This window comes from Vibrio chagasii (assembly GCA_041879415.1).
Lineage (GTDB): Bacteria > Pseudomonadota > Gammaproteobacteria > Enterobacterales > Vibrionaceae > Vibrio.
The window spans coordinates 2,651,320-2,678,174 of record CP090851.1 but is presented as its reverse complement, the minus strand read 5'-3'; the positions used below and the strand labels follow the sequence as shown (position 1 = coordinate 2,678,174).

Genomic DNA, 26,855 nt, shown 5'->3' with positions numbered 1-26,855 from the left:
GGTGACGTTTAGAATAAAACCTACAGTAACATCGGGATAGATACCATGTTGAAAAATATCAACCCAACGCAAACACAAGCGTGGAAAGCTCTAACAGCTCATTTTGAGTCTGCTCAAGATATGGATATGAAAGAGCTTTTTGCTCAAGATGCAAAACGTTTCGAGAGCTTTTCTACTCGTTTCGGTTCAGACATCTTGGTCGATTACTCTAAGAACCTAATCGATGCAGAAACGATGCAGCACCTATTCGCTCTTGCAAACGAGACTGAAGTTAAGTCTGCAATTGAAGCGATGTTCAGCGGTGATGCAATCAACAAGACTGAAGGCCGTTCAGTACTTCACACTGCACTGCGTAACCGTAGCGACAAGCCAGTAATGGTTGATGGCAAAGACGTAATGCCAGCAGTTAACGCTGTACTAGCTAAAATGGAACTGTTCACACACCGCATCGTTTCTGGTGAGTGGAAAGGTTACACAGGTAAAGAGATCACAGATGTTGTGAACATCGGTATCGGCGGTTCGGATCTTGGTCCATACATGGTGACTGAAGCACTAACGCCATACAAAACTCGCCTAAACATGCACTTCGTTTCTAACGTAGATGGTACGCACATCGTTGAGACGCTTAAGTCTCTAAACCCAGAAACAACGCTATTCCTAGTGGCATCAAAAACATTCACTACTCAAGAAACAATGACGAATGCACACTCTGCACGTGATTGGTTCTTAGCAGAAGCAGGTGATGAAGCGCACGTTGCTAAGCACTTCGCTGCGCTATCGACTAACGCAACTGCGGTAGCTGAGTTTGGTATCGATACTGATAACATGTTCGAATTCTGGGACTGGGTTGGTGGTCGTTACTCACTATGGTCTGCGATCGGCCTTTCTATTTCTCTTTCTGTAGGCTTCGATAACTTCGTTGAGCTGCTAGAAGGTGCTCACGAAATGGATAACCACTTTGCTTCAACTGAGTTTGAAAGCAACATTCCAGTAATCCTTGCGCTTATCGGCATTTGGTACAACAACTTCCACGGCGCTGAGTCAGAAGCGATTCTACCTTACGATCAATACATGCACCGTTTTGCGGCTTACTTCCAGCAAGGTAACATGGAATCAAACGGTAAGTTTGTAGACCGTGAAGGTAACCCAGTAGAGTACCAAACGGGTCCTATCATCTGGGGTGAGCCAGGTACAAACGGCCAGCACGCGTTCTACCAACTGATTCACCAAGGCACTAAGCTGATCCCATCAGACTTCATCGCGCCTGCAATCAGCCACAACCCAGCATCTGATCACCACCAGAAGCTAATGTCTAACTTCTTTGCTCAAACTGAAGCACTAGCATTCGGTAAGACAAAAGAAACTGTGGAAGCTGAATTCCTAGCGGCTGGCAAAACTGCAGAAGAAGTAGCTGAACTAGTACCTTTCAAAGTGTTTGAAGGTAACCGCCCAACGAACTCTATTCTTGTTAAGCAAATTACACCTCGCTCTCTGGGTAACCTGATCGCGATGTACGAGCACAAGATCTTTGTTCAAGGTGTTATCTGGAACATCTTCAGCTTCGACCAATGGGGTGTAGAACTTGGTAAGCAACTAGCAAACCAAATTCTTCCAGAGCTTGCTGATGACGCAGAAGTGACATCTCACGATAGCTCAACGAACGGTCTAATCAACGCATTCAAAGTGCTTAAAGCTTAATTGGGTTGATAGCATAAAAGTAAACGCCAACCTTAGGGTTGGCGTTTTTGTATCTATAGGGTAAGCAATGGTTGAATTGCAGGTAATAAAAAAGGCTGACGTATCGACGCCAGCCTTCTAAATATTTTGCTGTAACTATTTCTATTCGAAACAGATCTCGATGAAGGCATTACCCCACTGAGATGAGAAAGGCATGATGATGATTGCGCCTTCGCATTTGTGACGAATAGTGTGGCCTTTACCAGAAACCACAATCGGTGTTGCCATGTCGAAGTCGAAGCCGCTTTCCGCAAGAATACGCTTTGCACCACCAGTTACCATGTTGGTGATCTCACCAACCATGTCGGTTACTTCTTCGTTCAAACCGTTTGGTCGCTCACCAAGCATGTTTTCCATGATTTCCAGAGCCAGACCTTCATCAAAGGTAATCGACATTGAACCACGAGATTGTGGACCAACCATACCGATTAAACCAGAGACATCACCACGAGCGATTTCATCTTTCTTAACTCTTGGTTTTTGTGGCTTCAATTCTAGAGAAGCCATCGTTTTTAGAACGTTCATCAAAGAAGCTAAAAACGGGTTTACAAATTCAGCGCGCATAATGTTCTTCTATAATCTTATTCTTTCATATCGGAGGAGCAAGATTGGCAAATGCCATGCGATTCAATGACGTGGTTGGTCAATTGAAAGCCATGCTTCTCAGCGTTACTCGCGAGCAGAGTCACAAGGGAATCGTCTTGTAGTTCTACCACTGTGCCACATTTATCGCAGATCAGTAGTTGGGAGAAATGTTTGTTGGCGTTACAAGAACAGCAGCATATAAAGCTATTGGTTGACTCAACTCTGTGAATGAAACCTTGCTCCAACAAGAAATCCAAAGCGCGATATACTGTAGGTGGCTTGGCTTGCGGCTCACTGACTTTCAATTGCTCTAATAATTCATAAGCACTAGAGGCTTTCTTATTAGAGAGGATGAGCTCAAACACTCGCTTTCTTTGAGGCGTTAATCTAACGCCACGCGATGCGCATATCCCTTCAACTTGCTCTATTAATGTGTGGTCCAAATTCTTCACCATTCAATCGGACATCCTTAAACAAACCCTATTTTCAGGTTATTTCGGCTAAGGAGCCATTGATTTCTATTAAAGTCAGGTACAGAGCGTATTGTGACCCACGACTTTGAATAAGACAAGGTAACTCAAAATGACATTGTGACTCAAGGCATAACTGATTAGTGAGGCTGAATTAGAGATCTGGTGAATGATTTATAAAAAAGTGTGAGGCAAAGTTCATATAGCACAAACAGAGCATAGCCTTTACAATAGCCGACTTTGCTTTTGCTGGGTATTCCAGCATCTTTGTTTGACTCGCTACTAGGGTACTTTGCCATGACACATTCATGTAGGTTGTCTGTCGCTCCAATGCTCGATTGGACTGACCGCCACTGTCGTTACTTTCACCGTTTGCTATCTCAGCAGACTCTTCTGTACACGGAAATGGTAACAACGGGCGCGATCTTACACGGTAAGGGCGATTTCCTAGAATATAGTGAGCAAGAGCATCCACTGGCTCTTCAACTTGGTGGCTCTAACCCAGTTGATCTAGCGGCTTGTGCCAAGCTTGCAGCTGAGCGTGGTTATGATGAAGTCAACCTTAACGTAGGTTGCCCTTCAGACCGAGTGCAAAACGGTCGCTTTGGGGCGTGCTTAATGGCGGAGCCAGAGCTAGTAGCAGACTGTGTATCAGCAATGAAAGAAGTGACTGATATTCCAATCACGGTGAAAACTCGCATTGGTATTGATGACCAAGACTCTTATGAGTTTCTGACGAAGTTCATCTCAACGGTTTCTGAAAAGGGTGGTTGTGAGCAATTCACTATTCACGCACGTAAAGCGTGGTTGAGTGGTCTTAGCCCGAAAGAGAACCGTGAGATTCCACCTCTGGATTATGATCGAGCTTACCAGATCAAGAAGGACTTCTCAGATCTAGTGATCGCAGTAAACGGCGGCATCACCACATTAGAGCAGACAAAAGAGCATCTTCAGCACCTGGATGGCGTGATGATCGGTCGCGAGGCTTACCATAGCCCATTTATTCTGGCGGAAGTGGACCAACAGATCTTCGGCTTAGATACGCCAATCAAGAAACGCTCGCAAGTTGTCGAAGAGATGTACCCGTACATCGAACGTGAGCTTTCAAAGGGTGCAAGCCTAGGACACATTTCTCGTCATATGCTTGGCCTGTTCCAAAGCATGCCGGGGGCAAGACAATGGCGTCGTTACATCAGCGAAAATGCGCATAAGAAAGGCGCGGGCATCGAAGTCATGCAGACAGCATTGGCTAAGATTCCTAAAGAGCTGAACGTATAGGTTAAATTCGCCATTAAAGGCTAAATTTACCACTCTAATTTGCTTAAAAAGCCACGCATGAGAATGTGTGGCTTTTTATTTTATTGATAAATAAGGGTTTTATTGGTTCTGGCGACTTGGTACAGAAGCTGCAACGTTAGAGATTAGGAAAGATAGGTCATTAACTCATTAGGGAGACCATTATGTTTGAATTAATCTTTGTTCTTATTTTCGTTGCTACGCTACTTGTGACAGGCATTACCTTTATGACGGTATTAGCGGCAACTGGAGTCGCATTAGCCGTAATGTTGCTGCTTGGTATGATGAGTGTGGTGTTTAAATTACTGCCTTGGTTGATTGTGATTGCAATCGGCGTGTGGTTTTTCAAAAACTTTGTACATAGCTCGAATCAGAGGCGCTACTAAAGTCATGACACCGTCAAATATCGGCTTGCTGTCGGTTTATCGTTTTAGTCTTTAAGATGTGTGGTAGAATTTTCCCCAATAATCTATGAATGTGCATACACTTAGCACAACGATATGGAATTGGAGCTATCTCAAATGAATAAAATGCCATTAATTGCTTTAGTGGGAATGCTATCTTTAAGTTCAGCGGTATCTGCTGAGGAAGAGTTTTCTTACACGGCTAAAGTCGGTGCCGATATGTGGTGGGGAAGTACCAAGCTAAATGAAGTGAGACAAGACGAAGACTCTAACTCTCCTTCTGTGTATTTCGCATTTGAGCATAATGCCCCAATGCTGCCAAATGCTAGCTTCCGTTATACGTCTATTGATACGGATGCATTGGCTTTTGATAAGTACGACTACACATTCTACTACACCTTGCTAGAGCACAAGTTGATGAACTTCGATGCGGGTCTGACGTTTACTCAGTACTCAAACTCGAATTACATTGAACCAAAAGCGACAGGTGCGAAAACATCGACCTTTGATGAGTTTACTTGGAGCTTCTACGGCAACGCAGAGATCAACGTTCCTGACACTAACTTCGATATCATTGGTACCATGGAATTCGGTGATAGCAGTGGTATTAAGAGCACAGATTTGATGGCGGGTGTTCAGTACAGAGTCCCAGTATCAGAGTCTGAAATCGCTTTGCGCGGTGGTTACCGTGTTATCGACTTAGACTCTGATGAGTTCTTTGAGTCTGAGCTAGGTAAAAACTTTGTCATGGTAGATGGCTGGTTTGCTGGCGCAGAAGTACGATTCTAAGCCGACCCTAAAGAACATCTAAATCCAATTTTAAGAACGCCGCTTTATTAAGTGGCGTTTTTTATATCTGTTGGTTATACCCAAGTGGCTTCAAGATGCTGGATTCAGAGTGTTGTCATTGAGCCGAGTTCAAGGAAAACGACGCAGCGGAATAGCTTGCTCTTTCCAAGTTGTTTGACGCAGTAATCGGTTCAATGACACGCTCCCAAAGGGCGAGTTGTCTTGGCTTGTATACTTTGTTGTCGATTCTTGATTTAGGCCCACTAGACCTTTAAATCGTCGCCGCGTCTACAAACCGAGTCATTCTCGCTGAACCAAGCATCTTGAGGTTACTTGGGTATATATCTTTCTGGAATTAGTTAGCACATTCATCACTTTCGACCATCCTTATACAGGAAGCTGATTAACGTCTATTCTTATAAGGTCTATATTGTTGGGTTAGAACAAGGGATGGAATATGACACTCAATGAATTACGCAATTTATATCGAGAAAATTTGTTAGTTGAAGCCATCATAGAGCCCTCAATACAAGAAGGGTCTTGGGTTGTGGAGTTTCGTCATATGGGAGGCGGCTTTGTACTGCTTACTGATGTCCATGGTGAGGAGTGTCATTACGCAGATTTAGACCTAGCATCTAAGTCGGCAATGGCGGTCGGTTTTCAACAAGTTCGTATTGAAAACCAGTAGCTCATTTACCTATTTAATCGCTTTTTACTTCCAAAAAGTTATAAAACATACTTTTCTATTCTTTCTTGTTATTAAAAGGAGTGGTTAATCTATCGTCACGCAATGATTAGGGATGTCGTGACCATGTCTTTAAATAAGAAAGAGTCTTCACAAAATAATAATGCACAGTCTGGGGCGAACGAGCTACCTGGATTAGCTGCACCGCTTAATGACCAACAACTGGGTCATCTTCAACAAACTGTTTCCGAATTATCTTCTCAGCAATTGGCATGGGTCAGTGGTTACCTATGGGGTGTGAGCCAAGCTCAACCTGTAGGTGCAGCCGCACCTATTACTCAAGCAGCTGCGGCGGTTGCTGCAAAACCTGCAGGCAAGCTCAGCATTATCTTTGCTTCTCAAACCGGTAATGCTAAAGGCGTCGCTGAATCACTAGAGGCAGAAGCAAAAGCCCTAGGTATCGCCGTCGAGCTTTTCGATGCCAGTGATTACAAAGGCAAGAACCTAGCTAAAGAGACGCACGTTATTTTCGTGGCTTCGACTAATGGCGAGGGTGAAGCGCCAGATAACGCGATTGAGCTGCACGAGTTCCTACAATCAAAGAAAGCGCCAAAGCTACCAAACTTACAATACGGTGTGATTGGTCTGGGCGACTCAAGCTACGAGTTTTTCTGCCAAACCGCGAAAGACTTCGATAACTTCCTAGCCAAGCTTGGTGCCAAATCATTTGTTGACCGTCTTGATTGCGATGTGGATTACGAAGCTGCAGCAACAGAGTGGCGTGCTAAAGCTCTATCACAAGTACAAGAAACATTGTCGACGGGCGCTGAGGCCGAGGTAGTTCAATTACCAGTAGGTCAAGCCGCTGCTGGACATTCACAGTACACCAAACAAAACCCATACACCGCAACATTGCTAACAAGCCAAAAGATCACGGGTCGTGATTCGGGTAAAGATGTTCGTCATATTGAGATTGATTTGGATGAGTCCGGTATTACTTATCAACCGGGTGACGCACTGGGTGTGTGGTATGAAAACAGTTCAGAATTGGCGAATCAGATTCTTGCCAAGGTTGGGCTATCGGGTATTGAGAGCGTAGATGTGGATGGTGAAAACCTTTCTATCCATAGTGCTCTAGTGAGTAAGTTCGAGATCACGGCTTCAAACCCTCAACTTGTGACTAAGTTTGCTGAGCTATCTGGTAGCAAGAAGTTAATCAAGCTGGTGGAGGATAAAGACAAGCTTCGTGAATACGCGGGCAACACGCAAATTGTTGATGTATTAGCTGAGAAGAAAACCAAACTATCGGCTGATGAGCTTTTAGGTCTGTTGCGTAAGCTTACACCTCGCCTGTACTCAATCGCATCGAGCCAAGCTGAAGTGGATGAAGAAGTTCACCTAACCGTTGGCTTGGTTGAATACCAAAAAGGTGAAGAGTCTCGCTTAGGTGGAGCATCAAGTTTCCTAGCTCAGCGTTTAGAGGAAGGTGGTGAAGTGAAGGTGTTCGTTGAGAACAACAATAACTTCAAGCTACCACAAGACGACAATACTCCAATCATTATGGTCGGCCCTGGTACTGGTATTGCACCATTCCGCAGCTTTGTTCAAGAGCGAGAAAACAATGGCGCTCAAGGTAAGAGTTGGTTGTTCTTTGGCGACCGTACCTTTACTCAAGACTTCCTATACCAAGTTGAATGGCAGAAGTACCTCAAATCTGGAGCGCTAACTAAGCTAGATGTTGCTTTTAGCCGCGACCAAAAAGAGAAAGTGTATGTTCAAGACCGCTTAATCGAGCAGGCGGAGCAAGTATGGCAATGGCTACAAGAAGGTGCGTACTTTTATGTGTGTGGCGATGCGACTCGAATGGCGAAAGACGTACATGAAGCACTAATTACGATTGCTGAACAGCAGGGCAATCAAAGCCGCGAACAGGCAGAGCAATTTATTAATGATTTACGTAAAGCGAAACGTTACCAAAGGGATGTGTACTAATGAGCAAGCAAGTAATAGAGCAAGAAGTGCTAGGCCAAGTACTTGGTCCATTGGCTGACAATGAACGTCTAAAGCGTGAGAGTAATAACCTGCGCGGTACGATTGAGCAAGACCTACAAGATCGTATCACTGGCGGCTTTACAGCAGACAACTTTCAACTGATTCGTTTCCACGGTATGTACCAACAAGATGACCGTGATATTCGTAACGAGCGTGCCAAGCAAAAGTTAGAGCCTCTGCATAACGTTATGCTTCGTGCACGTATGCCTGGTGGCATCATTACTCCTAAGCAGTGGTTAGCAATAGATAAGTTTGCCGATGAAAGTACATCTTATGGTTCAATTCGTTTAACGACTCGTCAAACGTTTCAGTTTCACGGCGTGTTAAAGCCAAATATCAAGCTGATGCACCAAACGCTAAATAGCATTGGTATTGATTCAATTGCTACTGCGGGTGACGTAAACCGAAACGTTTTGTGTACGACAAACCCTGTTGAATCTGAACTTCACCAAGAAGCCTATGAGTGGGCGAAGAAAATCAGTGAACACCTACTTCCTAAAACTCGTGCTTATGCTGAGATTTGGCTTGATGGCGAGAAATTAGAAACAACCGATGATGAGCCAATCTTAGGTAATAACTATCTACCGCGTAAATTCAAGACAACAGTTGTGATTCCACCACAAAATGATGTCGATGTTCACGCTAACGATCTTAACTTTGTCGCTATTGCTGAAGATGGAAAGCTGGTGGGCTTTAATGTGTTAGTCGGTGGTGGCTTAGCAATGACGCACGGTGATACTTCTACTTATGCTCGTAAAGCTGACGACTTTGGTTTTGTACCACTAGAAAATACGTTAGATGTTGCGGCAGCGGTTGTTACCACACAGCGTGACTGGGGGAACCGCTCAAACCGTAAGAATGCAAAAACTAAGTACACACTAGACCGTGTAGGTATTGATGTGTTCAAAGCGGAAGTTGAAAAGCGTGCGGGTGTTAAGTTCTCGGAAAGTCGCCCTTATGAATTCACGGAGCGTGGTGACCGTATCGGCTGGGTTGAAGGCATTGATGGTAAGCACCACTTAGCGCTTTTTATTGAAAATGGTCGCTTGCTTAATTTCCCTGGTAAAGCATTGAAAACCGGTGTTGCAGAAATTGCTAAGATCCACAAAGGCGATTTCCGTATGACTGCAAATCAAAACTTAATTGTTGCTGGTGTCCCCAAGAGCCAGAAAGCAAAAATTGAGAAGCTAGCTCGTCAATATGGTTTGATGGATGACGCGGTAAGTGAACAGCGTAAAAACTCGATGGCGTGTGTGGCATTTCCTACGTGTCCACTAGCGATGGCAGAGGCAGAACGTTTTCTTCCTGAGTTTGTTACTGATGTTGAGGGGATTCTTAAGAAACATGGATTACCGGAAGACGATAACATCATCCTTCGTGTAACCGGTTGTCCAAATGGTTGTGGCCGTGCAATGTTGGCTGAACTTGGTTTAGTAGGCAAAGCACCAGGTCGTTACAATATGCATTTAGGTGGCAACAAAGCCGGCACTCGTATTCCTAAGATGTATAAAGAGAACATCACATCAGCTCAAATCTTAGAAGAGATTGATTCGCTGGTGGGCCGTTGGGCTGCAGAACGAGAAGAGAACGAAGGGTTCGGTGATTTCACCATCCGAGCTGGCATCATCCAAGAGGTGATCATTTCAAAGAGGGATCTGCATGCATAATTCTGTCGCTTCAAAATTGAAGTTAGCAGAACTGCTCGCACTGACCAAGACGGAGCAGGTACTTCGTCTTGGACAGATTAACGCAGAGTTAGAACAGCTAACTGCTTTAGAAAGAGTGAAATGGGCACTAGAAAACTTAGAAGGAACACATGTTGTGTCTTCAAGTTTTGGAATCCAAGCAGCACTCATGCTGCACTTAGTCACTCAGGCAAAGCCGGATATTCCGGTTATTCTTACCGATACCGGGTACCTATTTCCAGAAACCTATCGTTTTATAGATGAGTTAAGCCAGAAGCTCACCTTAAACCTACAAGTATTTCGTGCTCAGCAAAGCCCTAATTGGCAAGAAGCGCAATATGGGAAACTGTGGGAACAAGGACTAGAGGGTATCGAAAAGTACAACAAGCTAAATAAAGTCGAACCGATGAGAAGGGCGTTAGATGAACTTGAGGCTGGTACTTGGTTCTCCGGGTTGAGAAGAGAGCAGTCCCAATCACGTGCAAACTTGGCAATCTTATCTATCCAAAATGGTGTGTTTAAGTTCTTACCTATAATCGATTGGACCAACAAAGATGTTCACTACTATTTAGAAGAGCACGGTTTGAGTTATCACCCGCTTCGAGAGCAGGGCTACCTTTCAGTTGGAGATACACATACAACTAAGAAGTGGGAGCCAGGTATGACAGAAGAAGAAACCCGCTTTAACGGGTTAAAGCGAGAATGTGGGCTTCATGAGGACGATGGCGAACAATATGGCTCTGGTATTTAGGTTCATTGCTGATTAAAAAGCTGCTTTAGGGCAGCTTTTTTGCTTTTCTGGGGGGCAAAAAAACAACCCCTGTGGATAACTCTGTGATTAGTTTGTAGGTACTTTGTAGTTAAACTTGCATAAATAGGGGTTTGGTGGTTTATCCATCATGTAAGCCTTGTTTTTGCATTTTTCTCAAATAAACACTTGCCAATGTGAGCGACATCTCTATAATGCCGCCTCACTGACACGGCAGACGCCATAAGGCTTCAGCAAAGAATGTTGGTTAGGCAACTGGCTTCAAGCGATTGTTCGCTTCTACTTTTAGAAAGTAGAAATTAATTTTCAAAAGTGTTTGACACTGAAGATTAAGTCGCTAGAATAGCCGCCTCTTCCGAAGTGATGTAAGTCACAACGAAGAGAAGTTCTTTAACAATTTAAACCTATCAATCTGTGTGGGCACTCGTTGATGAATATCAAAAATGAAACTTCGGTTTCAACTTGATTTCAATGAACTGAGTGACCAATTCGAATCGTAAGATTCGGCACAGTCAATTCAACATTACTATGTAATGTAATCAGTATTCATTGAGTCGACAAAATCTTAAATTGAAGAGTTTGATCATGGCTCAGATTGAACGCTGGCGGCAGGCCTAACACATGCAAGTCGAGCGGAAACGAGTTATCTGAACCTTCGGGGAACGATAACGGCGTCGAGCGGCGGACGGGTGAGTAATGCCTAGGAAATTGCCTTGATGTGGGGGATAACCATTGGAAACGATGGCTAATACCGCATAACGCCTACGGGCCAAAGAGGGGGACCTTCGGGCCTCTCGCGTCAAGATATGCCTAGGTGGGATTAGCTAGTTGGTGAGGTAATGGCTCACCAAGGCGACGATCCCTAGCTGGTCTGAGAGGATGATCAGCCACACTGGAACTGAGACACGGTCCAGACTCCTACGGGAGGCAGCAGTGGGGAATATTGCACAATGGGCGAAAGCCTGATGCAGCCATGCCGCGTGTATGAAGAAGGCCTTCGGGTTGTAAAGTACTTTCAGTTGTGAGGAAGGGGGTGTCGTTAATAGCGGCATCTCTTGACGTTAGCAACAGAAGAAGCACCGGCTAACTCCGTGCCAGCAGCCGCGGTAATACGGAGGGTGCGAGCGTTAATCGGAATTACTGGGCGTAAAGCGCATGCAGGTGGTTCATTAAGTCAGATGTGAAAGCCCGGGGCTCAACCTCGGAACTGCATTTGAAACTGGTGAACTAGAGTACTGTAGAGGGGGGTAGAATTTCAGGTGTAGCGGTGAAATGCGTAGAGATCTGAAGGAATACCAGTGGCGAAGGCGGCCCCCTGGACAGATACTGACACTCAGATGCGAAAGCGTGGGGAGCAAACAGGATTAGATACCCTGGTAGTCCACGCCGTAAACGATGTCTACTTGGAGGTTGTGGCCTTGAGCCGTGGCTTTCGGAGCTAACGCGTTAAGTAGACCGCCTGGGGAGTACGGTCGCAAGATTAAAACTCAAATGAATTGACGGGGGCCCGCACAAGCGGTGGAGCATGTGGTTTAATTCGATGCAACGCGAAGAACCTTACCTACTCTTGACATCCAGAGAAGCCAGCGGAGACGCAGGTGTGCCTTCGGGAGCTCTGAGACAGGTGCTGCATGGCTGTCGTCAGCTCGTGTTGTGAAATGTTGGGTTAAGTCCCGCAACGAGCGCAACCCTTATCCTTGTTTGCCAGCGAGTAATGTCGGGAACTCCAGGGAGACTGCCGGTGATAAACCGGAGGAAGGTGGGGACGACGTCAAGTCATCATGGCCCTTACGAGTAGGGCTACACACGTGCTACAATGGCGCATACAGAGGGCTGCAAACTTGCGAGAGTGAGCGAATCCCAAAAAGTGCGTCGTAGTCCGGATTGGAGTCTGCAACTCGACTCCATGAAGTCGGAATCGCTAGTAATCGTAGATCAGAATGCTACGGTGAATACGTTCCCGGGCCTTGTACACACCGCCCGTCACACCATGGGAGTGGGCTGCAAAAGAAGTGGGTAGTTTAACCTTCGGGAGGACGCTCACCACTTTGTGGTTCATGACTGGGGTGAAGTCGTAACAAGGTAGCCCTAGGGGAACCTGGGGCTGGATCACCTCCTTATACGAAGATGTTCACGATAAGTGTCCACACAGATTGATGGTTTAGATTTAGTTAAAGCCAGAGCTTTAATGAATAACGCCAGTTATTGATTAAAGCTTTTTGCTTTATGCTCTTTAACAATTTGGAAAGCTGACTGATTAACTCTAAGAGTTAATCAAATTAAAAGTTCTCAATGTTTATCTTTTAGATAAACACAACACAAACACATTCAAGTGTCTTGTATTCAAAATTGAGTCCGGCAAACACGTAATAAGAATTAACCCTTCTTATTACAACCAAAAACCTTGGTTAGTTGCCATACATAAGACCCTTTCGGGTTGTATGGTTAAGTGACTAAGCGTACACGGTGGATGCCTTGGCAGTCAGAGGCGATGAAGGACGTATTAACTTGCGATAAGCCCAGATTAGACAGTAAAAGTCATTTGAGTCTGGGATTTCCGAATGGGGAAACCCACTTACATAAGTAAGTATCTTGTTGTGAATACATAGCAGCAAGAGGCAAACCGGGGGAACTGAAACATCTAAGTACCCCGAGGAAGAGAAATCAACCGAGATTCCGAAAGTAGCGGCGAGCGAAATTGGATTAGCCCTTAAGCTTTTAATGAGACAGACGAAGGCTCTGGAAAGTGCCGCAATAAAGGGTGATAGCCCCGTAGTCGACATCTCATCATCAGTGAAAACGAGTAGGGCGGGACACGTGATATCCTGTCTGAATATGGGGGGACCATCCTCCAAGGCTAAATACTACTGACTGACCGATAGTGAACCAGTACCGTGAGGGAAAGGCGAAAAGAACCCCTGTGAGGGGAGTGAAATAGAACCTGAAACCGTGTACGTACAAGCAGTAGGAGCACCTTCGTGGTGTGACTGCGTACCTTTTGTATAATGGGTCAGCGACTTAATTTTAGTAGCAAGGTTAACCGTTTAGGGGAGCCGTAGGGAAACCGAGTCTTAACTGGGCGTACAGTTGCTAGGATTAGACCCGAAACCAGGTGATCTAGCCATGGGCAGGTTGAAGGTTGAGTAACATCAACTGGAGGACCGAACCGACTAATGTTGAAAAATTAGCGGATGACTTGTGGCTAGGGGTGAAAGGCCAATCAAACCTGGAGATAGCTGGTTCTCCCCGAAAGCTATTTAGGTAGCGCCTCGGACGAATACTACTGGGGGTAGAGCACTGTTAAGGCTAGGGGGTCATCCCGACTTACCAACCCTTTGCAAACTCCGAATACCAGTAAGTACTATCCGGGAGACACACGGCGGGTGCTAACGTCCGTCGTGGAGAGGGAAACAACCCAGACCGCCAGCTAAGGTCCCAAAGTATAGCTAAGTGGGAAACGATGTGGGAAGGCTCAGACAGCCAGGATGTTGGCTTAGAAGCAGCCATCATTTAAAGAAAGCGTAATAGCTCACTGGTCGAGTCGGCCTGCGCGGAAGATGTAACGGGGCTAAGCTATACACCGAAGCTGCGGCTACGCACTTATGTGTGTGGGGTAGGGGAGCGTTCTGTAAGCCGTTGAAGGTGGTCTGTAAGGGCTGCTGGAGGTATCAGAAGTGCGAATGCTGACATGAGTAACGATAAAGGGAGTGAAAAACTCCCTCGCCGGAAGACCAAGGGTTCCTGTCCAACGTTAATCGGGGCAGGGTAAGTCGACCCCTAAGGCGAGGCCGAAAGGCGTAGTCGATGGGAAACGGGTTAATATTCCCGTACTTCTTACAATTGCGATGGGGGGACGGAGAAGGCTAGGTGGGCCTGGCGACGGTTGTCCAGGTTCAAGTACGTAGGCGGAAGAATTAGGTAAATCCGGTTCTTCTTAACGCTGAGATACGATGTCGAGCTACTACGGTAGTGAAGTCATTGATGCCATGCTTCCAGGAAAAGCCTCTAAGCTTCAGATTGTAAGGAATCGTACCCCAAACCGACACAGGTGGTCGGGTAGAGAATACCAAGGCGCTTGAGAGAACTCGGGTGAAGGAACTAGGCAAAATGGTACCGTAACTTCGGGAGAAGGTACGCTCTTATCAGTGAAGTCCCTTGCGGATGGAGCAGACGAGAGTCGCAGATACCAGGTGGCTGCAACTGTTTATTAAAAACACAGCACTGTGCAAAATCGTAAGATGACGTATACGGTGTGACGCCTGCCCGGTGCCGGAAGGTTAATTGATGGGGTTAGACTTCGGTCGAAGCTCTTGATCGAAGCCCCGGTAAACGGCGGCCGTAACTATAACGGTCCTAAGGTAGCGAAATTCCTTGTCGGGTAAGTTCCGACCTGCACGAATGGCGTAATGATGGCCACGCTGTCTCCACCCGAGACTCAGTGAAATTGAAATCGCTGTGAAGATGCAGTGTACCCGCGGCTAGACGGAAAGACCCCGTGAACCTTTACTACAGCTTGGCACTGAACATTGACCCTACATGTGTAGGATAGGTGGGAGACTTTGAAACCGCGTCGCCAGATGTGGTGGAGTCGTCCTTGAAATACCACCCTTGTAGTGTTGATGTTCTAACGTTGGCCCCTGAATCGGGGTTACGGACAGTGCCTGGTGGGTAGTTTGACTGGGGCGGTCTCCTCCCAAAGAGTAACGGAGGAGCACGAAGGTGGGCTAATCACGGTTGGACATCGTGAGGTTAGTGCAATGGCATAAGCCCGCTTGACTGCGAGAATGACAATTCGAGCAGGTGCGAAAGCAGGTCATAGTGATCCGGTGGTTCTGAATGGAAGGGCCATCGCTCAACGGATAAAAGGTACTCCGGGGATAACAGGCTGATACCGCCCAAGAGTTCATATCGACGGCGGTGTTTGGCACCTCGATGTCGGCTCATCACATCCTGGGGCTGAAGTCGGTCCCAAGGGTATGGCTGTTCGCCATTTAAAGTGGTACGCGAGCTGGGTTTAGAACGTCGTGAGACAGTTCGGTCCCTATCTGCCGTGGGCGTTGGAAAATTGAAGGGGGCTGCTCCTAGTACGAGAGGACCGGAGTGGACGAACCTCTGGTGTTCGGGTTGTCATGCCAATGGCATTGCCCGGTAGCTAAGTTCGGAATCGATAACCGCTGAAAGCATCTAAGCGGGAAGCGAGCCCTGAGATGAGTTTTCCCTGACACTTTAAGTGTCCTAAAGGGTTGTTCAAGACTAGAACGTTGATAGGCAGGGTGTGTAAGCGCTGTGAGGCGTTGAGCTAACCTGTACTAATTGCCCGTGAGGCTTAACCATACAACACCCAAGGGGTTTTGATGGACTCATATGATACAAACGCTTGAATGAGTTTGAGAGAACAGAAACAGCTTTCCGAATTTTAAAATTTGCTTGGCGACCATAGCATTGTGGACCCACCTGATTCCATGCCGAACTCAGAAGTGAAACACAATAGCGCCGATGGTAGTGTGGGGCTTCCCCATGTGAGAGTAGGACATCGCCAGGCTTTAATTTCGACTTTGCTTAGAATCTAAGCAAGTCACCATAAAGTTCTAAATAAACTTAGAGTTTTATGTTGACTTCAACAGTCAATCGCGTATTATACGCATCCGCTTCGACGCTAAAGCGTTGATAGCAAAGCTCTTTAACAATTTAAACCTATCAATCTGTGTGGGCACTCGTTGATGAATATCAAAAATGAAACTTCGGTTTCAACTTGATTTCAATGAACTGAGTGACCAATTCGAATCGTAAGATTCGGCACAGTCAATTCAACATTACTATGTAATGTAATCAGTATTCATTGAGTCACCAAAATCTTAAATTGAAGAGTTTGATCATGGCTCAGATTGAACGCTGGCGGCAGGCCTAACACATGCAAGTCGAGCGGAAACGAGTTATCTGAACCTTCGGGGGACGATAACGGCGTCGAGCGGCGGACGGGTGAGTAATGCCTAGGAAATTGCCTTGATGTGGGGGATAACCATTGGAAACGATGGCTAATACCGCATAACGCCTACGGGCCAAAGAGGGGGACCTTCGGGCCTCTCGCGTCAAGATATGCCTAGGTGGGATTAGCTAGTTGGTGAGGTAATGGCTCACCAAGGCGACGATCCCTAGCTGGTCTGAGAGGATGATCAGCCACACTGGAACTGAGACACGGTCCAGACTCCTACGGGAGGCAGCAGTGGGGAATATTGCACAATGGGCGAAAGCCTGATGCAGCCATGCCGCGTGTATGAAGAAGGCCTTCGGGTTGTAAAGTACTTTCAGTTGTGAGGAAGGGGGTGTCGTTAATAGCGGCATCTCTTGACGTTAGCAACAGAAGAAGCACCGGCTAACTCCGTGCCAGCAGCCGCGGTAATACGGAGGGTGCGAGCGTTAATCGGAATTACTGGGCGTAAAGCGCATGCAGGTGGTTCATTAAGTCAGATGTGAAAGCCCGGGGCTCAACCTCGGAACTGCATTTGAAACTGGTGAACTAGAGTACTGTAGAGGGGGGTAGAATTTCAGGTGTAGCGGTGAAATGCGTAGAGATCTGAAGGAATACCAGTGGCGAAGGCGGCCCCCTGGACAGATACTGACACTCAGATGCGAAAGCGTGGGGAGCAAACAGGATTAGATACCCTGGTAGTCCACGCCGTAAACGATGTCTACTTGGAGGTTGTGGCCTTGAGCCGTGGCTTTCGGAGCTAACGCGTTAAGTAGACCGCCTGGGGAGTACGGTCGCAAGATTAAAACTCAAATGAATTGACGGGGGCCCGCACAAGCGGTGGAGCATGTGGTTTAATTCGATGCAACGCGAAGAACCTTACCTACTCTTGACATCCAGAGAAGCCAGCGGAGACGCAGGTGTGCCTTCGGGAGCTCTGAGACAGGTGCTGCATGGCTGTCGTCAGCTCGTGTTGTGAAATGTTGGGTTAAGTCCCGCAACGAGCGCAACCCTTATCCTTGTTTGCCAGCGAGTAATGTCGGGAACTCCAGGGAGACTGCCGGTGATAAACCGGAGGAAGGTGGGGACGACGTCAAGTCATCATGGCCCTTACGAGTAGGGCTACACACGTGCTACAATGGCGCATACAGAGGGCTGCAAACTTGCGAGAGTGAGCGAATCCCAAAAAGTGCGTCGTAGTCCGGATTGGAGTCTGCAACTCGACTCCATGAAGTCGGAATCGCTAGTAATCGTAGATCAGAATGCTACGGTGAATACGTTCCCGGGCCTTGTACACACCGCCCGTCACACCATGGGAGTGGGCTGCAAAAGAAGTGGGTAGTTTAACCTTCGGGAGGACGCTCACCACTTTGTGGTTCATGACTGGGGTGAAGTCGTAACAAGGTAGCCCTAGGGGAACCTGGGGCTGGATCACCTCCTTATACGAAGATATTCACGATAAGTGTCCACACAGATTGATACGGTTTAGAAAGTAAAGAGACGAAGAACTCCCAAGTTCTTCAATCCAGTGTCCCGTTCGTCTAGAGGCCTAGGACACCGCCCTTTCACGGCGGTAACAGGGGTTCGACTCCCCTACGGGATACCATCTTTAAGTGCATTTTCAATAGTGCTTTTAAAAATGGTTACTTCATTACGAAGTGATTAGCTCTTTAACAATTTGGAAAGCTGACTGATTAACTCTTAGAGTTAATCAAATTAAAAGTTCTCAATGTTTATCTTTTAGATAAACACAACACAAACACATTCAAGTGTCTTGTATTCGATTCAAATCTAATTTGAATCACATTGAGTCCGGCAAACACGTAATAAGAACTAACCCTTCTTATTACAACCAAAAACCTTGGTTGTTTACCATACATAAAGACCTCTTCGGGTTGTATGGTTAAGTGACTAAGCGTACACGGTGGATGCCTTGGCAGTCAGAGGCGATGAAGGACGTATTAACTTGCGATAAGCCCAGATTAGACAGTAAAAGTCATTTGAGTCTGGGATTTCCGAATGGGGAAACCCACTTACATAAGTAAGTATCTTGTTGTGAATACATAGCAGCAAGAGGCAAACCGGGGGAACTGAAACATCTAAGTACCCCGAGGAAGAGAAATCAACCGAGATTCCGAAAGTAGCGGCGAGCGAAATTGGATTAGCCCTTAAGCTTTTAATGAGACAGACGAAGGCTCTGGAAAGTGCCGCAATAAAGGGTGATAGCCCCGTAGTCGACATCTCATCATCAGTGAAAACGAGTAGGGCGGGACACGTGATATCCTGTCTGAATATGGGGGGACCATCCTCCAAGGCTAAATACTACTGACTGACCGATAGTGAACCAGTACCGTGAGGGAAAGGCGAAAAGAACCCCTGTGAGGGGAGTGAAATAGAACCTGAAACCGTGTACGTACAAGCAGTAGGAGCACCTTCGTGGTGTGACTGCGTACCTTTTGTATAATGGGTCAGCGACTTAATTTTAGTAGCAAGGTTAACCGTTTAGGGGAGCCGTAGGGAAACCGAGTCTTAACTGGGCGTACAGTTGCTAGGATTAGACCCGAAACCAGGTGATCTAGCCATGGGCAGGTTGAAGGTTGAGTAACATCAACTGGAGGACCGAACCGACTAATGTTGAAAAATTAGCGGATGACTTGTGGCTAGGGGTGAAAGGCCAATCAAACCTGGAGATAGCTGGTTCTCCCCGAAAGCTATTTAGGTAGCGCCTCGGACGAATACTACTGGGGGTAGAGCACTGTTAAGGCTAGGGGGTCATCCCGACTTACCAACCCTTTGCAAACTCCGAATACCAGTAAGTACTATCCGGGAGACACACGGCGGGTGCTAACGTCCGTCGTGGAGAGGGAAACAACCCAGACCGCCAGCTAAGGTCCCAAAGTATAGCTAAGTGGGAAACGATGTGGGAAGGCTCAGACAGCCAGGATGTTGGCTTAGAAGCAGCCATCATTTAAAGAAAGCGTAATAGCTCACTGGTCGAGTCGGCCTGCGCGGAAGATGTAACGGGGCTAAGCTATACACCGAAGCTGCGGCTACGCACTTATGTGCGTGGGGTAGGGGAGCGTTCTGTAAGCCGTTGAAGGTGGTCTGTAAGGGCTGCTGGAGGTATCAGAAGTGCGAATGCTGACATGAGTAACGATAAAGGGAGTGAAAAACTCCCTCGCCGGAAGACCAAGGGTTCCTGTCCAACGTTAATCGGGGCAGGGTAAGTCGACCCCTAAGGCGAGGCCGAAAGGCGTAGTCGATGGGAAACGGGTTAATATTCCCGTACTTCTTACAATTGCGATGGGGGGACGGAGAAGGCTAGGTGGGCCTGGCGACGGTTGTCCAGGTTCAAGTACGTAGGCGGAAGAATTAGGTAAATCCGGTTCTTCTTAACGCTGAGATACGATGTCGAGCTACTACGGTAGTGAAGTCATTGATGCCATGCTTCCAGGAAAAGCCTCTAAGCTTCAGATTGTAAGGAATCGTACCCCAAACCGACACAGGTGGTCGGGTAGAGAATACCAAGGCGCTTGAGAGAACTCGGGTGAAGGAACTAGGCAAAATGGTACCGTAACTTCGGGAGAAGGTACGCTCTTATCAGTGAAGTCCCTTGCGGATGGAGCAGACGAGAGTCGCAGATACCAGGTGGCTGCAACTGTTTATTAAAAACACAGCACTGTGCAAAATCGTAAGATGACGTATACGGTGTGACGCCTGCCCGGTGCCGGAAGGTTAATTGATGGGGTTAGACTTCGGTCGAAGCTCTTGATCGAAGCCCCGGTAAACGGCGGCCGTAACTATAACGGTCCTAAGGTAGCGAAATTCCTTGTCGGGTAAGTTCCGACCTGCACGAATGGCGTAATGATGGCCACGCTGTCTCCACCCGAGACTCAGTGAAATTGAAATCGCTGTGAAGATGCAGTGTACCCGCGGCTAGACGGAAAGACCCCGTGAACCTTTACTACAGCTTGGCACTGAACATTGACCCTACATGTGTAGGATAGGTGGGAGACTTTGAAACCGCGTCGCCAGATGTGGTGGAGTCGTCCTTGAAATACCACCCTTGTAGTGTTGATGTTCTAACGTTGGCCCCTGAATCGGGGTTACGGACAGTGCCTGGTGGGTAGTTTGACTGGGGCGGTCTCCTCCCAAAGAGTAACGGAGGAGCACGAAGGTGGGCTAATCACGGTTGGACATCGTGAGGTTAGTGCAATGGCATAAGCCCGCTTGACTGCGAGAATGACAATTCGAGCAGGTGCGAAAGCAGGTCATAGTGATCCGGTGGTTCTGAATGGAAGGGCCATCGCTCAACGGATAAAAGGTACTCCGGGGATAACAGGCTGATACCGCCCAAGAGTTCATATCGACGGCGGTGTTTGGCACCTCGATGTCGGCTCATCACATCCTGGGGCTGAAGTCGGTCCCAAGGGTATGGCTGTTCGCCATTTAAAGTGGTACGCGAGCTGGGTTTAGAACGTCGTGAGACAGTTCGGTCCCTATCTGCCGTGGGCGTTGGAAAATTGAAGGGGGCTGCTCCTAGTACGAGAGGACCGGAGTGGACGAACCTCTGGTGTTCGGGTTGTCATGCCAATGGCATTGCCCGGTAGCTAAGTTCGGAATCGATAACCGCTGAAAGCATCTAAGCGGGAAGCGAGCCCTGAGATGAGTTTTCCCTGACGCTTTAAGCGTCCTAAAGGGTTGTTCAAGACTAGAACGTTGATAGGCAGGGTGTGTAAGCGCTGTGAGGCGTTGAGCTAACCTGTACTAATTGCCCGTGAGGCTTAACCATACAACACCCAAGGGGTTTTGATGGACTCATAAGATACAAACGCTTGAATGAGTTTGAGAGAACAGAAACAGCTTTCCGAATTTTAAAATTTGCTTGGCGACCATAGCATTGTGGACCCACCTGATTCCATGCCGAACTCAGAAGTGAAACACAATAGCGCCGATGGTAGTGTGGGGCTTCCCCATGTGAGAGTAGGACATCGCCAGGCTTTAATTTCGACTTTGCTTAGAATCTAAGCAAGTCACCATAAAGTTCTAAATAAACTTAGAGTTTTATGTTGACTTCAACAGTCAATCGCGTATTATACGCATCCGCTTCGACGCTAAAGCGTTGATAGCAAAGCTCTTTAACAATTTAAACCTATCAATCTGTGTGGGCACTCGTTGATGAATATCACCAAATTTGTTTTCGCTTTTTAAAAGCAAAGGCAAATGTGAAACTTCGGTTTCAACTTGATTTCAATGAACTGAGTGACCAATTCGAATCATAAGATTCGGCACAGTCAATTCAACATTACTATGTAATGTAATCAGTATTCATTGAGTCACCAAAATCTTAAATTGAAGAGTTTGATCATGGCTCAGATTGAACGCTGGCGGCAGGCCTAACACATGCAAGTCGAGCGGAAACGAGTTATCTGAACCTTCGGGGAACGATAACGGCGTCGAGCGGCGGACGGGTGAGTAATGCCTAGGAAATTGCCTTGATGTGGGGGATAACCATTGGAAACGATGGCTAATACCGCATAATGCCTACGGGCCAAAGAGGGGGACCTTCGGGCCTCTCGCGTCAAGATATGCCTAGGTGGGATTAGCTAGTTGGTGAGGTAATGGCTCACCAAGGCGACGATCCCTAGCTGGTCTGAGAGGATGATCAGCCACACTGGAACTGAGACACGGTCCAGACTCCTACGGGAGGCAGCAGTGGGGAATATTGCACAATGGGCGAAAGCCTGATGCAGCCATGCCGCGTGTATGAAGAAGGCCTTCGGGTTGTAAAGTACTTTCAGTTGTGAGGAAGGGGGTGTCGTTAATAGCGGCATCTCTTGACGTTAGCAACAGAAGAAGCACCGGCTAACTCCGTGCCAGCAGCCGCGGTAATACGGAGGGTGCGAGCGTTAATCGGAATTACTGGGCGTAAAGCGCATGCAGGTGGTTCATTAAGTCAGATGTGAAAGCCCGGGGCTCAACCTCGGAACTGCATTTGAAACTGGTGAACTAGAGTACTGTAGAGGGGGGTAGAATTTCAGGTGTAGCGGTGAAATGCGTAGAGATCTGAAGGAATACCAGTGGCGAAGGCGGCCCCCTGGACAGATACTGACACTCAGATGCGAAAGCGTGGGGAGCAAACAGGATTAGATACCCTGGTAGTCCACGCCGTAAACGATGTCTACTTGGAGGTTGTGGCCTTGAGCCGTGGCTTTCGGAGCTAACGCGTTAAGTAGACCGCCTGGGGAGTACGGTCGCAAGATTAAAACTCAAATGAATTGACGGGGGCCCGCACAAGCGGTGGAGCATGTGGTTTAATTCGATGCAACGCGAAGAACCTTACCTACTCTTGACATCCAGAGAAGCCAGCGGAGACGCAGGTGTGCCTTCGGGAGCTCTGAGACAGGTGCTGCATGGCTGTCGTCAGCTCGTGTTGTGAAATGTTGGGTTAAGTCCCGCAACGAGCGCAACCCTTATCCTTGTTTGCCAGCGAGTAATGTCGGGAACTCCAGGGAGACTGCCGGTGATAAACCGGAGGAAGGTGGGGACGACGTCAAGTCATCATGGCCCTTACGAGTAGGGCTACACACGTGCTACAATGGCGCATACAGAGGGCGGCGAACTTGCGAGAGTGAGCGAATCCCAAAAAGTGCGTCGTAGTCCGGATTGGAGTCTGCAACTCGACTCCATGAAGTCGGAATCGCTAGTAATCGTAGATCAGAATGCTACGGTGAATACGTTCCCGGGCCTTGTACACACCGCCCGTCACACCATGGGAGTGGGCTGCAAAAGAAGTGGGTAGTTTAACCTTCGGGAGGACGCTCACCACTTTGTGGTTCATGACTGGGGTGAAGTCGTAACAAGGTAGCCCTAGGGGAACCTGGGGCTGGATCACCTCCTTATACGAAGATGTTCACGATAAGTGTCCACACAGATTGATACGGTTTAGAAAGTCAAAGAGACGATATTGGGTCTGTAGCTCAGCTGGTTAGAGCGCTCGCCTGATAAGCGGGAGGTCGGTGGTTCAAGTCCACTCAGACCCACCAATATCGACTTAGATGGGGCTATAGCTCAGCTGGGAGAGCGCCTGCCTTGCACGCAGGAGGTCTGCGGTTCGATCCCGCATAGCTCCACCATCTTTAAGTGTTCTTATTTCTTTAGAATAGAAAGTAGAATCTTTAAAAATGGTTCTTTTCTTTAAATAGAAAGTTGAATCAAGCTCTTTAACAATTTGGAAAGCTGACTGATTAACTCTACGAGTTAATCAAATTAAAAGTTCTCAATGTTTATCTTTTAGATAAACACAACACAAACACATTCAAGTGTCTTGTATTCAAAATTGAGTCCGGCAAACACGTAATAAGAACTAACCCTTCTTATTACAACCAAAACCTTGGTTGTTTACCATACATAAAGACCTCTTCGGGTTGTATGGTTAAGTGACTAAGCGTACACGGTGGATGCCTTGGCAGTCAGAGGCGATGAAGGACGTATTAACTTGCGATAAGCCCAGATTAGACAGTAAAAGTCATTTGAGTCTGGGATTTCCGAATGGGGAAACCCACTTACATAAGTAAGTATCTTGTTGTGAATACATAGCAGCAAGAGGCAAACCGGGGGAACTGAAACATCTAAGTACCCCGAGGAAGAGAAATCAACCGAGATTCCGAAAGTAGCGGCGAGCGAAATTGGATTAGCCCTTAAGCTTTTAATGAGACAGACGAAGGCTCTGGAAAGTGCCGCAATAAAGGGTGATAGCCCCGTAGTCGACATCTCATCATCAGTGAAAACGAGTAGGGCGGGACACGTGATATCCTGTCTGAATATGGGGGGACCATCCTCCAAGGCTAAATACTACTGACTGACCGATAGTGAACCAGTACCGTGAGGGAAAGGCGAAAAGAACCCCTGTGAGGGGAGTGAAATAGAACCTGAAACCGTGTACGTACAAGCAGTAGGAGCACCTTCGTGGTGTGACTGCGTACCTTTTGTATAATGGGTCAGCGACTTAATTTTAGTAGCAAGGTTAACCGTTTAGGGGAGCCGTAGGGAAACCGAGTCTTAACTGGGCGTACAGTTGCTAGGATTAGACCCGAAACCAGGTGATCTAGCCATGGGCAGGTTGAAGGTTGAGTAACATCAACTGGAGGACCGAACCGACTAATGTTGAAAAATTAGCGGATGACTTGTGGCTAGGGGTGAAAGGCCAATCAAACCTGGAGATAGCTGGTTCTCCCCGAAAGCTATTTAGGTAGCGCCTCGGACGAATACTACTGGGGGTAGAGCACTGTTAAGGCTAGGGGGTCATCCCGACTTACCAACCCTTTGCAAACTCCGAATACCAGTAAGTACTATCCGGGAGACACACGGCGGGTGCTAACGTCCGTCGTGGAGAGGGAAACAACCCAGACCGCCAGCTAAGGTCCCAAAGTATAGCTAAGTGGGAAACGATGTGGGAAGGCTCAGACAGCCAGGATGTTGGCTTAGAAGCAGCCATCATTTAAAGAAAGCGTAATAGCTCACTGGTCGAGTCGGCCTGCGCGGAAGATGTAACGGGGCTAAGCTATACACCGAAGCTGCGGCTACACACTTATGTGTGTGGGGTAGGGGAGCGTTCTGTAAGCCGTTGAAGGTGGTCTGTAAGGGCTGCTGGAGGTATCAGAAGTGCGAATGCTGACATGAGTAACGATAAAGGGAGTGAAAAACTCCCTCGCCGGAAGACCAAGGGTTCCTGTCCAACGTTAATCGGGGCAGGGTAAGTCGACCCCTAAGGCGAGGCCGAAAGGCGTAGTCGATGGGAAACGGGTTAATATTCCCGTACTTCTTACAATTGCGATGGGGGGACGGAGAAGGCTAGGTGGGCCTGGCGACGGTTGTCCAGGTTCAAGTACGTAGGCGGAAGAATTAGGTAAATCCGGTTCTTCTTAACGCTGAGATACGATGTCGAGCTACTACGGTAGTGAAGTCATTGATGCCATGCTTCCAGGAAAAGCCTCTAAGCTTCAGATTGTAAGGAATCGTACCCCAAACCGACACAGGTGGTCGGGTAGAGAATACCAAGGCGCTTGAGAGAACTCGGGTGAAGGAACTAGGCAAAATGGTACCGTAACTTCGGGAGAAGGTACGCTCTTATCAGTGAAGTCCCTTGCGGATGGAGCAGACGAGAGTCGCAGATACCAGGTGGCTGCAACTGTTTATTAAAAACACAGCACTGTGCAAAATCGTAAGATGACGTATACGGTGTGACGCCTGCCCGGTGCCGGAAGGTTAATTGATGGGGTTAGACTTCGGTCGAAGCTCTTGATCGAAGCCCCGGTAAACGGCGGCCGTAACTATAACGGTCCTAAGGTAGCGAAATTCCTTGTCGGGTAAGTTCCGACCTGCACGAATGGCGTAATGATGGCCACGCTGTCTCCACCCGAGACTCAGTGAAATTGAAATCGCTGTGAAGATGCAGTGTACCCGCGGCTAGACGGAAAGACCCCGTGAACCTTTACTACAGCTTGGCACTGAACATTGACCCTACATGTGTAGGATAGGTGGGAGACTTTGAAACCGCGTCGCCAGATGTGGTGGAGTCGTCCTTGAAATACCACCCTTGTAGTGTTGATGTTCTAACGTTGGCCCCTGAATCGGGGTTACGGACAGTGCCTGGTGGGTAGTTTGACTGGGGCGGTCTCCTCCCAAAGAGTAACGGAGGAGCACGAAGGTGGGCTAATCACGGTTGGACATCGTGAGGTTAGTGCAATGGCATAAGCCCGCTTGACTGCGAGAATGACAATTCGAGCAGGTGCGAAAGCAGGTCATAGTGATCCGGTGGTTCTGAATGGAAGGGCCATCGCTCAACGGATAAAAGGTACTCCGGGGATAACAGGCTGATACCGCCCAAGAGTTCATATCGACGGCGGTGTTTGGCACCTCGATGTCGGCTCATCACATCCTGGGGCTGAAGTCGGTCCCAAGGGTATGGCTGTTCGCCATTTAAAGTGGTACGCGAGCTGGGTTTAGAACGTCGTGAGACAGTTCGGTCCCTATCTGCCGTGGGCGTTGGAAAATTGAAGGGGGCTGCTCCTAGTACGAGAGGACCGGAGTGGACGAACCTCTGGTGTTCGGGTTGTCATGCCAATGGCATTGCCCGGTAGCTAAGTTCGGAATCGATAACCGCTGAAAGCATCTAAGCGGGAAGCGAGCCCTGAGATGAGTTTTCCCTGACGCTTTAAGCGTCCTAAAGGGTTGTTCAAGACTAGAACGTTGATAGGCAGGGTGTGTAAGCGCTGTGAGGCGTTGAGCTAACCTGTACTAATTGCCCGTGAGGCTTAACCATACAACACCCAAGGGGTTTTGATGGACTCAAAGATACAAACGCTTGAATGAGTTTGAGAGAACAGAAACAGCTTTCCGAATTTTAAAATTTG

Annotated in this window: 10 protein-coding genes, 3 tRNA genes and 8 rRNA genes; 19 read left to right on the top strand and 2 right to left on the bottom strand. The window is 47.6% G+C overall.

What is annotated here, in order from left to right; translation table 11 throughout:
• The first annotated feature begins 45 nt into the window (after positions 1-45).
• Entirely contained in the window at positions 46-1,698 is a 1,653-nt protein-coding gene (pgi, locus tag L0991_11945) for a glucose-6-phosphate isomerase (protein XGB62099.1), read from the top strand.
• Between the two features lie 141 nt (positions 1,699-1,839).
• On the opposite strand, the gene L0991_11940 is transcribed toward pgi, so the two are convergent.
• Both L0991_11940 and zur read right to left on the bottom strand, forming a co-directional pair.
• Positions 1,840-2,301, bottom strand: a complete 462-nt coding sequence (locus tag L0991_11940) for a chemotaxis protein CheX (protein ID XGB62098.1) — start codon at positions 2,299-2,301, stop codon at positions 1,840-1,842.
• Between the two features lie 17 nt (positions 2,302-2,318).
• On the bottom strand, positions 2,319-2,777 hold the full coding sequence (gene zur, locus L0991_11935; GenBank protein XGB62097.1) for a zinc uptake transcriptional repressor Zur: 459 nt from the start codon (positions 2,775-2,777) through the stop codon (positions 2,319-2,321).
• Positions 2,778-3,089: 312 nt separating this feature from the next.
• On the opposite strand from zur, the gene dusA reads away from it, so the two are divergent.
• The 18 genes from dusA to L0991_11845 all read left to right on the top strand — a co-directional run bounded on the left by dusA (position 3,090) and on the right by L0991_11845 (position 26,764).
• Complete coding sequence (gene dusA, locus L0991_11930) at positions 3,090-4,070, top strand: tRNA dihydrouridine(20/20a) synthase DusA (GenBank protein ID XGB62096.1); 981 nt, start codon at positions 3,090-3,092, stop codon at positions 4,068-4,070.
• Between the two features lie 182 nt (positions 4,071-4,252).
• The gene (gene pspG, locus L0991_11925; protein XGB62095.1) at positions 4,253-4,474 is read left to right on the top strand and encodes an envelope stress response protein PspG; all 222 of its coding nucleotides are present in this window, start codon (positions 4,253-4,255) and stop codon (positions 4,472-4,474) included.
• Positions 4,475-4,609: 135 nt separating this feature from the next.
• Positions 4,610-5,281 (top strand): TIGR04219 family outer membrane beta-barrel protein, encoded by a 672-nt coding sequence (locus tag L0991_11920; GenBank protein ID XGB62094.1) that lies wholly within the window; start codon positions 4,610-4,612, stop codon positions 5,279-5,281.
• A gap of 457 nt (positions 5,282-5,738) precedes the next feature.
• The gene (locus L0991_11915) at positions 5,739-5,969 is read left to right on the top strand and encodes a hypothetical protein (protein XGB62093.1); all 231 of its coding nucleotides are present in this window, start codon (positions 5,739-5,741) and stop codon (positions 5,967-5,969) included.
• A 123-nt stretch (positions 5,970-6,092) separates the two neighbouring features.
• Complete coding sequence (locus tag L0991_11910) at positions 6,093-7,958, top strand: assimilatory sulfite reductase (NADPH) flavoprotein subunit (protein XGB62092.1); 1,866 nt, start codon at positions 6,093-6,095, stop codon at positions 7,956-7,958.
• The gene (gene cysI, locus L0991_11905; GenBank protein XGB62091.1) at positions 7,958-9,685 is read left to right on the top strand and encodes an assimilatory sulfite reductase (NADPH) hemoprotein subunit; all 1,728 of its coding nucleotides are present in this window, start codon (positions 7,958-7,960) and stop codon (positions 9,683-9,685) included. Before L0991_11910 ends, cysI begins: the two co-directional genes overlap by 1 nt.
• The gene (locus L0991_11900) at positions 9,678-10,454 is read left to right on the top strand and encodes a phosphoadenylyl-sulfate reductase (protein XGB62090.1); all 777 of its coding nucleotides are present in this window, start codon (positions 9,678-9,680) and stop codon (positions 10,452-10,454) included. The genes cysI and L0991_11900 overlap by 8 nt, the downstream gene beginning before the upstream one ends.
• 585 nt (positions 10,455-11,039) lie before the next feature.
• Positions 11,040-12,592 (top strand): 16S ribosomal RNA (locus tag L0991_11895).
• 323 nt (positions 12,593-12,915) lie between these two features.
• A 23S ribosomal RNA gene (locus tag L0991_11890) occupies positions 12,916-15,806 on the top strand.
• A 92-nt stretch (positions 15,807-15,898) separates the two neighbouring features.
• A 5S ribosomal RNA gene (gene rrf, locus L0991_11885) occupies positions 15,899-16,014 on the top strand.
• 315 nt (positions 16,015-16,329) lie between these two features.
• Positions 16,330-17,882, top strand: a 16S ribosomal RNA gene (locus L0991_11880).
• Between the two features lie 88 nt (positions 17,883-17,970).
• Positions 17,971-18,046, top strand: a tRNA-Glu gene (locus L0991_11875).
• 295 nt (positions 18,047-18,341) lie between these two features.
• Positions 18,342-21,232, top strand: a 23S ribosomal RNA gene (locus L0991_11870).
• Positions 21,233-21,324: 92 nt separating this feature from the next.
• Positions 21,325-21,440: ribosomal RNA gene (rrf, locus tag L0991_11865) — 5S ribosomal RNA — on the top strand.
• Between the two features lie 349 nt (positions 21,441-21,789).
• Positions 21,790-23,342, top strand: a 16S ribosomal RNA gene (locus L0991_11860).
• A gap of 67 nt (positions 23,343-23,409) precedes the next feature.
• Positions 23,410-23,486: transfer RNA gene (locus L0991_11855), tRNA-Ile, on the top strand.
• Between the two features lie 14 nt (positions 23,487-23,500).
• Positions 23,501-23,576: transfer RNA gene (locus L0991_11850), tRNA-Ala, on the top strand.
• 297 nt (positions 23,577-23,873) lie between these two features.
• A 23S ribosomal RNA gene (locus L0991_11845) occupies positions 23,874-26,764 on the top strand.
• Together the 16S, 23S and 5S rRNA genes with 3 tRNA genes alongside form the textbook arrangement of a ribosomal RNA operon.
• Positions 26,765-26,855 lie beyond the last annotated feature (91 nt).

Coding starts and splice junctions, on each gene's coding strand:
- L0991_11940 (XGB62098.1), bottom strand. CDS start 2,301: ATGCGCGCTGAATTTGTAAACCCGTTTTTAGCTTCTTTGATGAACGTT.
- pgi (XGB62099.1), top strand. CDS start 46: ATGTTGAAAAATATCAACCCAACGCAAACACAAGCGTGGAAAGCTCTA.
- L0991_11900 (XGB62090.1), top strand. CDS start 9,678: ATGCATAATTCTGTCGCTTCAAAATTGAAGTTAGCAGAACTGCTCGCA.
- pspG (XGB62095.1), top strand. CDS start 4,253: ATGTTTGAATTAATCTTTGTTCTTATTTTCGTTGCTACGCTACTTGTG.
- dusA (XGB62096.1), top strand. CDS start 3,090: ATGACACATTCATGTAGGTTGTCTGTCGCTCCAATGCTCGATTGGACT.
- L0991_11920 (XGB62094.1), top strand. CDS start 4,610: ATGAATAAAATGCCATTAATTGCTTTAGTGGGAATGCTATCTTTAAGT.
- L0991_11915 (XGB62093.1), top strand. CDS start 5,739: ATGACACTCAATGAATTACGCAATTTATATCGAGAAAATTTGTTAGTT.
- cysI (XGB62091.1), top strand. CDS start 7,958: ATGAGCAAGCAAGTAATAGAGCAAGAAGTGCTAGGCCAAGTACTTGGT.
- L0991_11910 (XGB62092.1), top strand. CDS start 6,093: ATGTCTTTAAATAAGAAAGAGTCTTCACAAAATAATAATGCACAGTCT.
- zur (XGB62097.1), bottom strand. CDS start 2,777: ATGGTGAAGAATTTGGACCACACATTAATAGAGCAAGTTGAAGGGATA.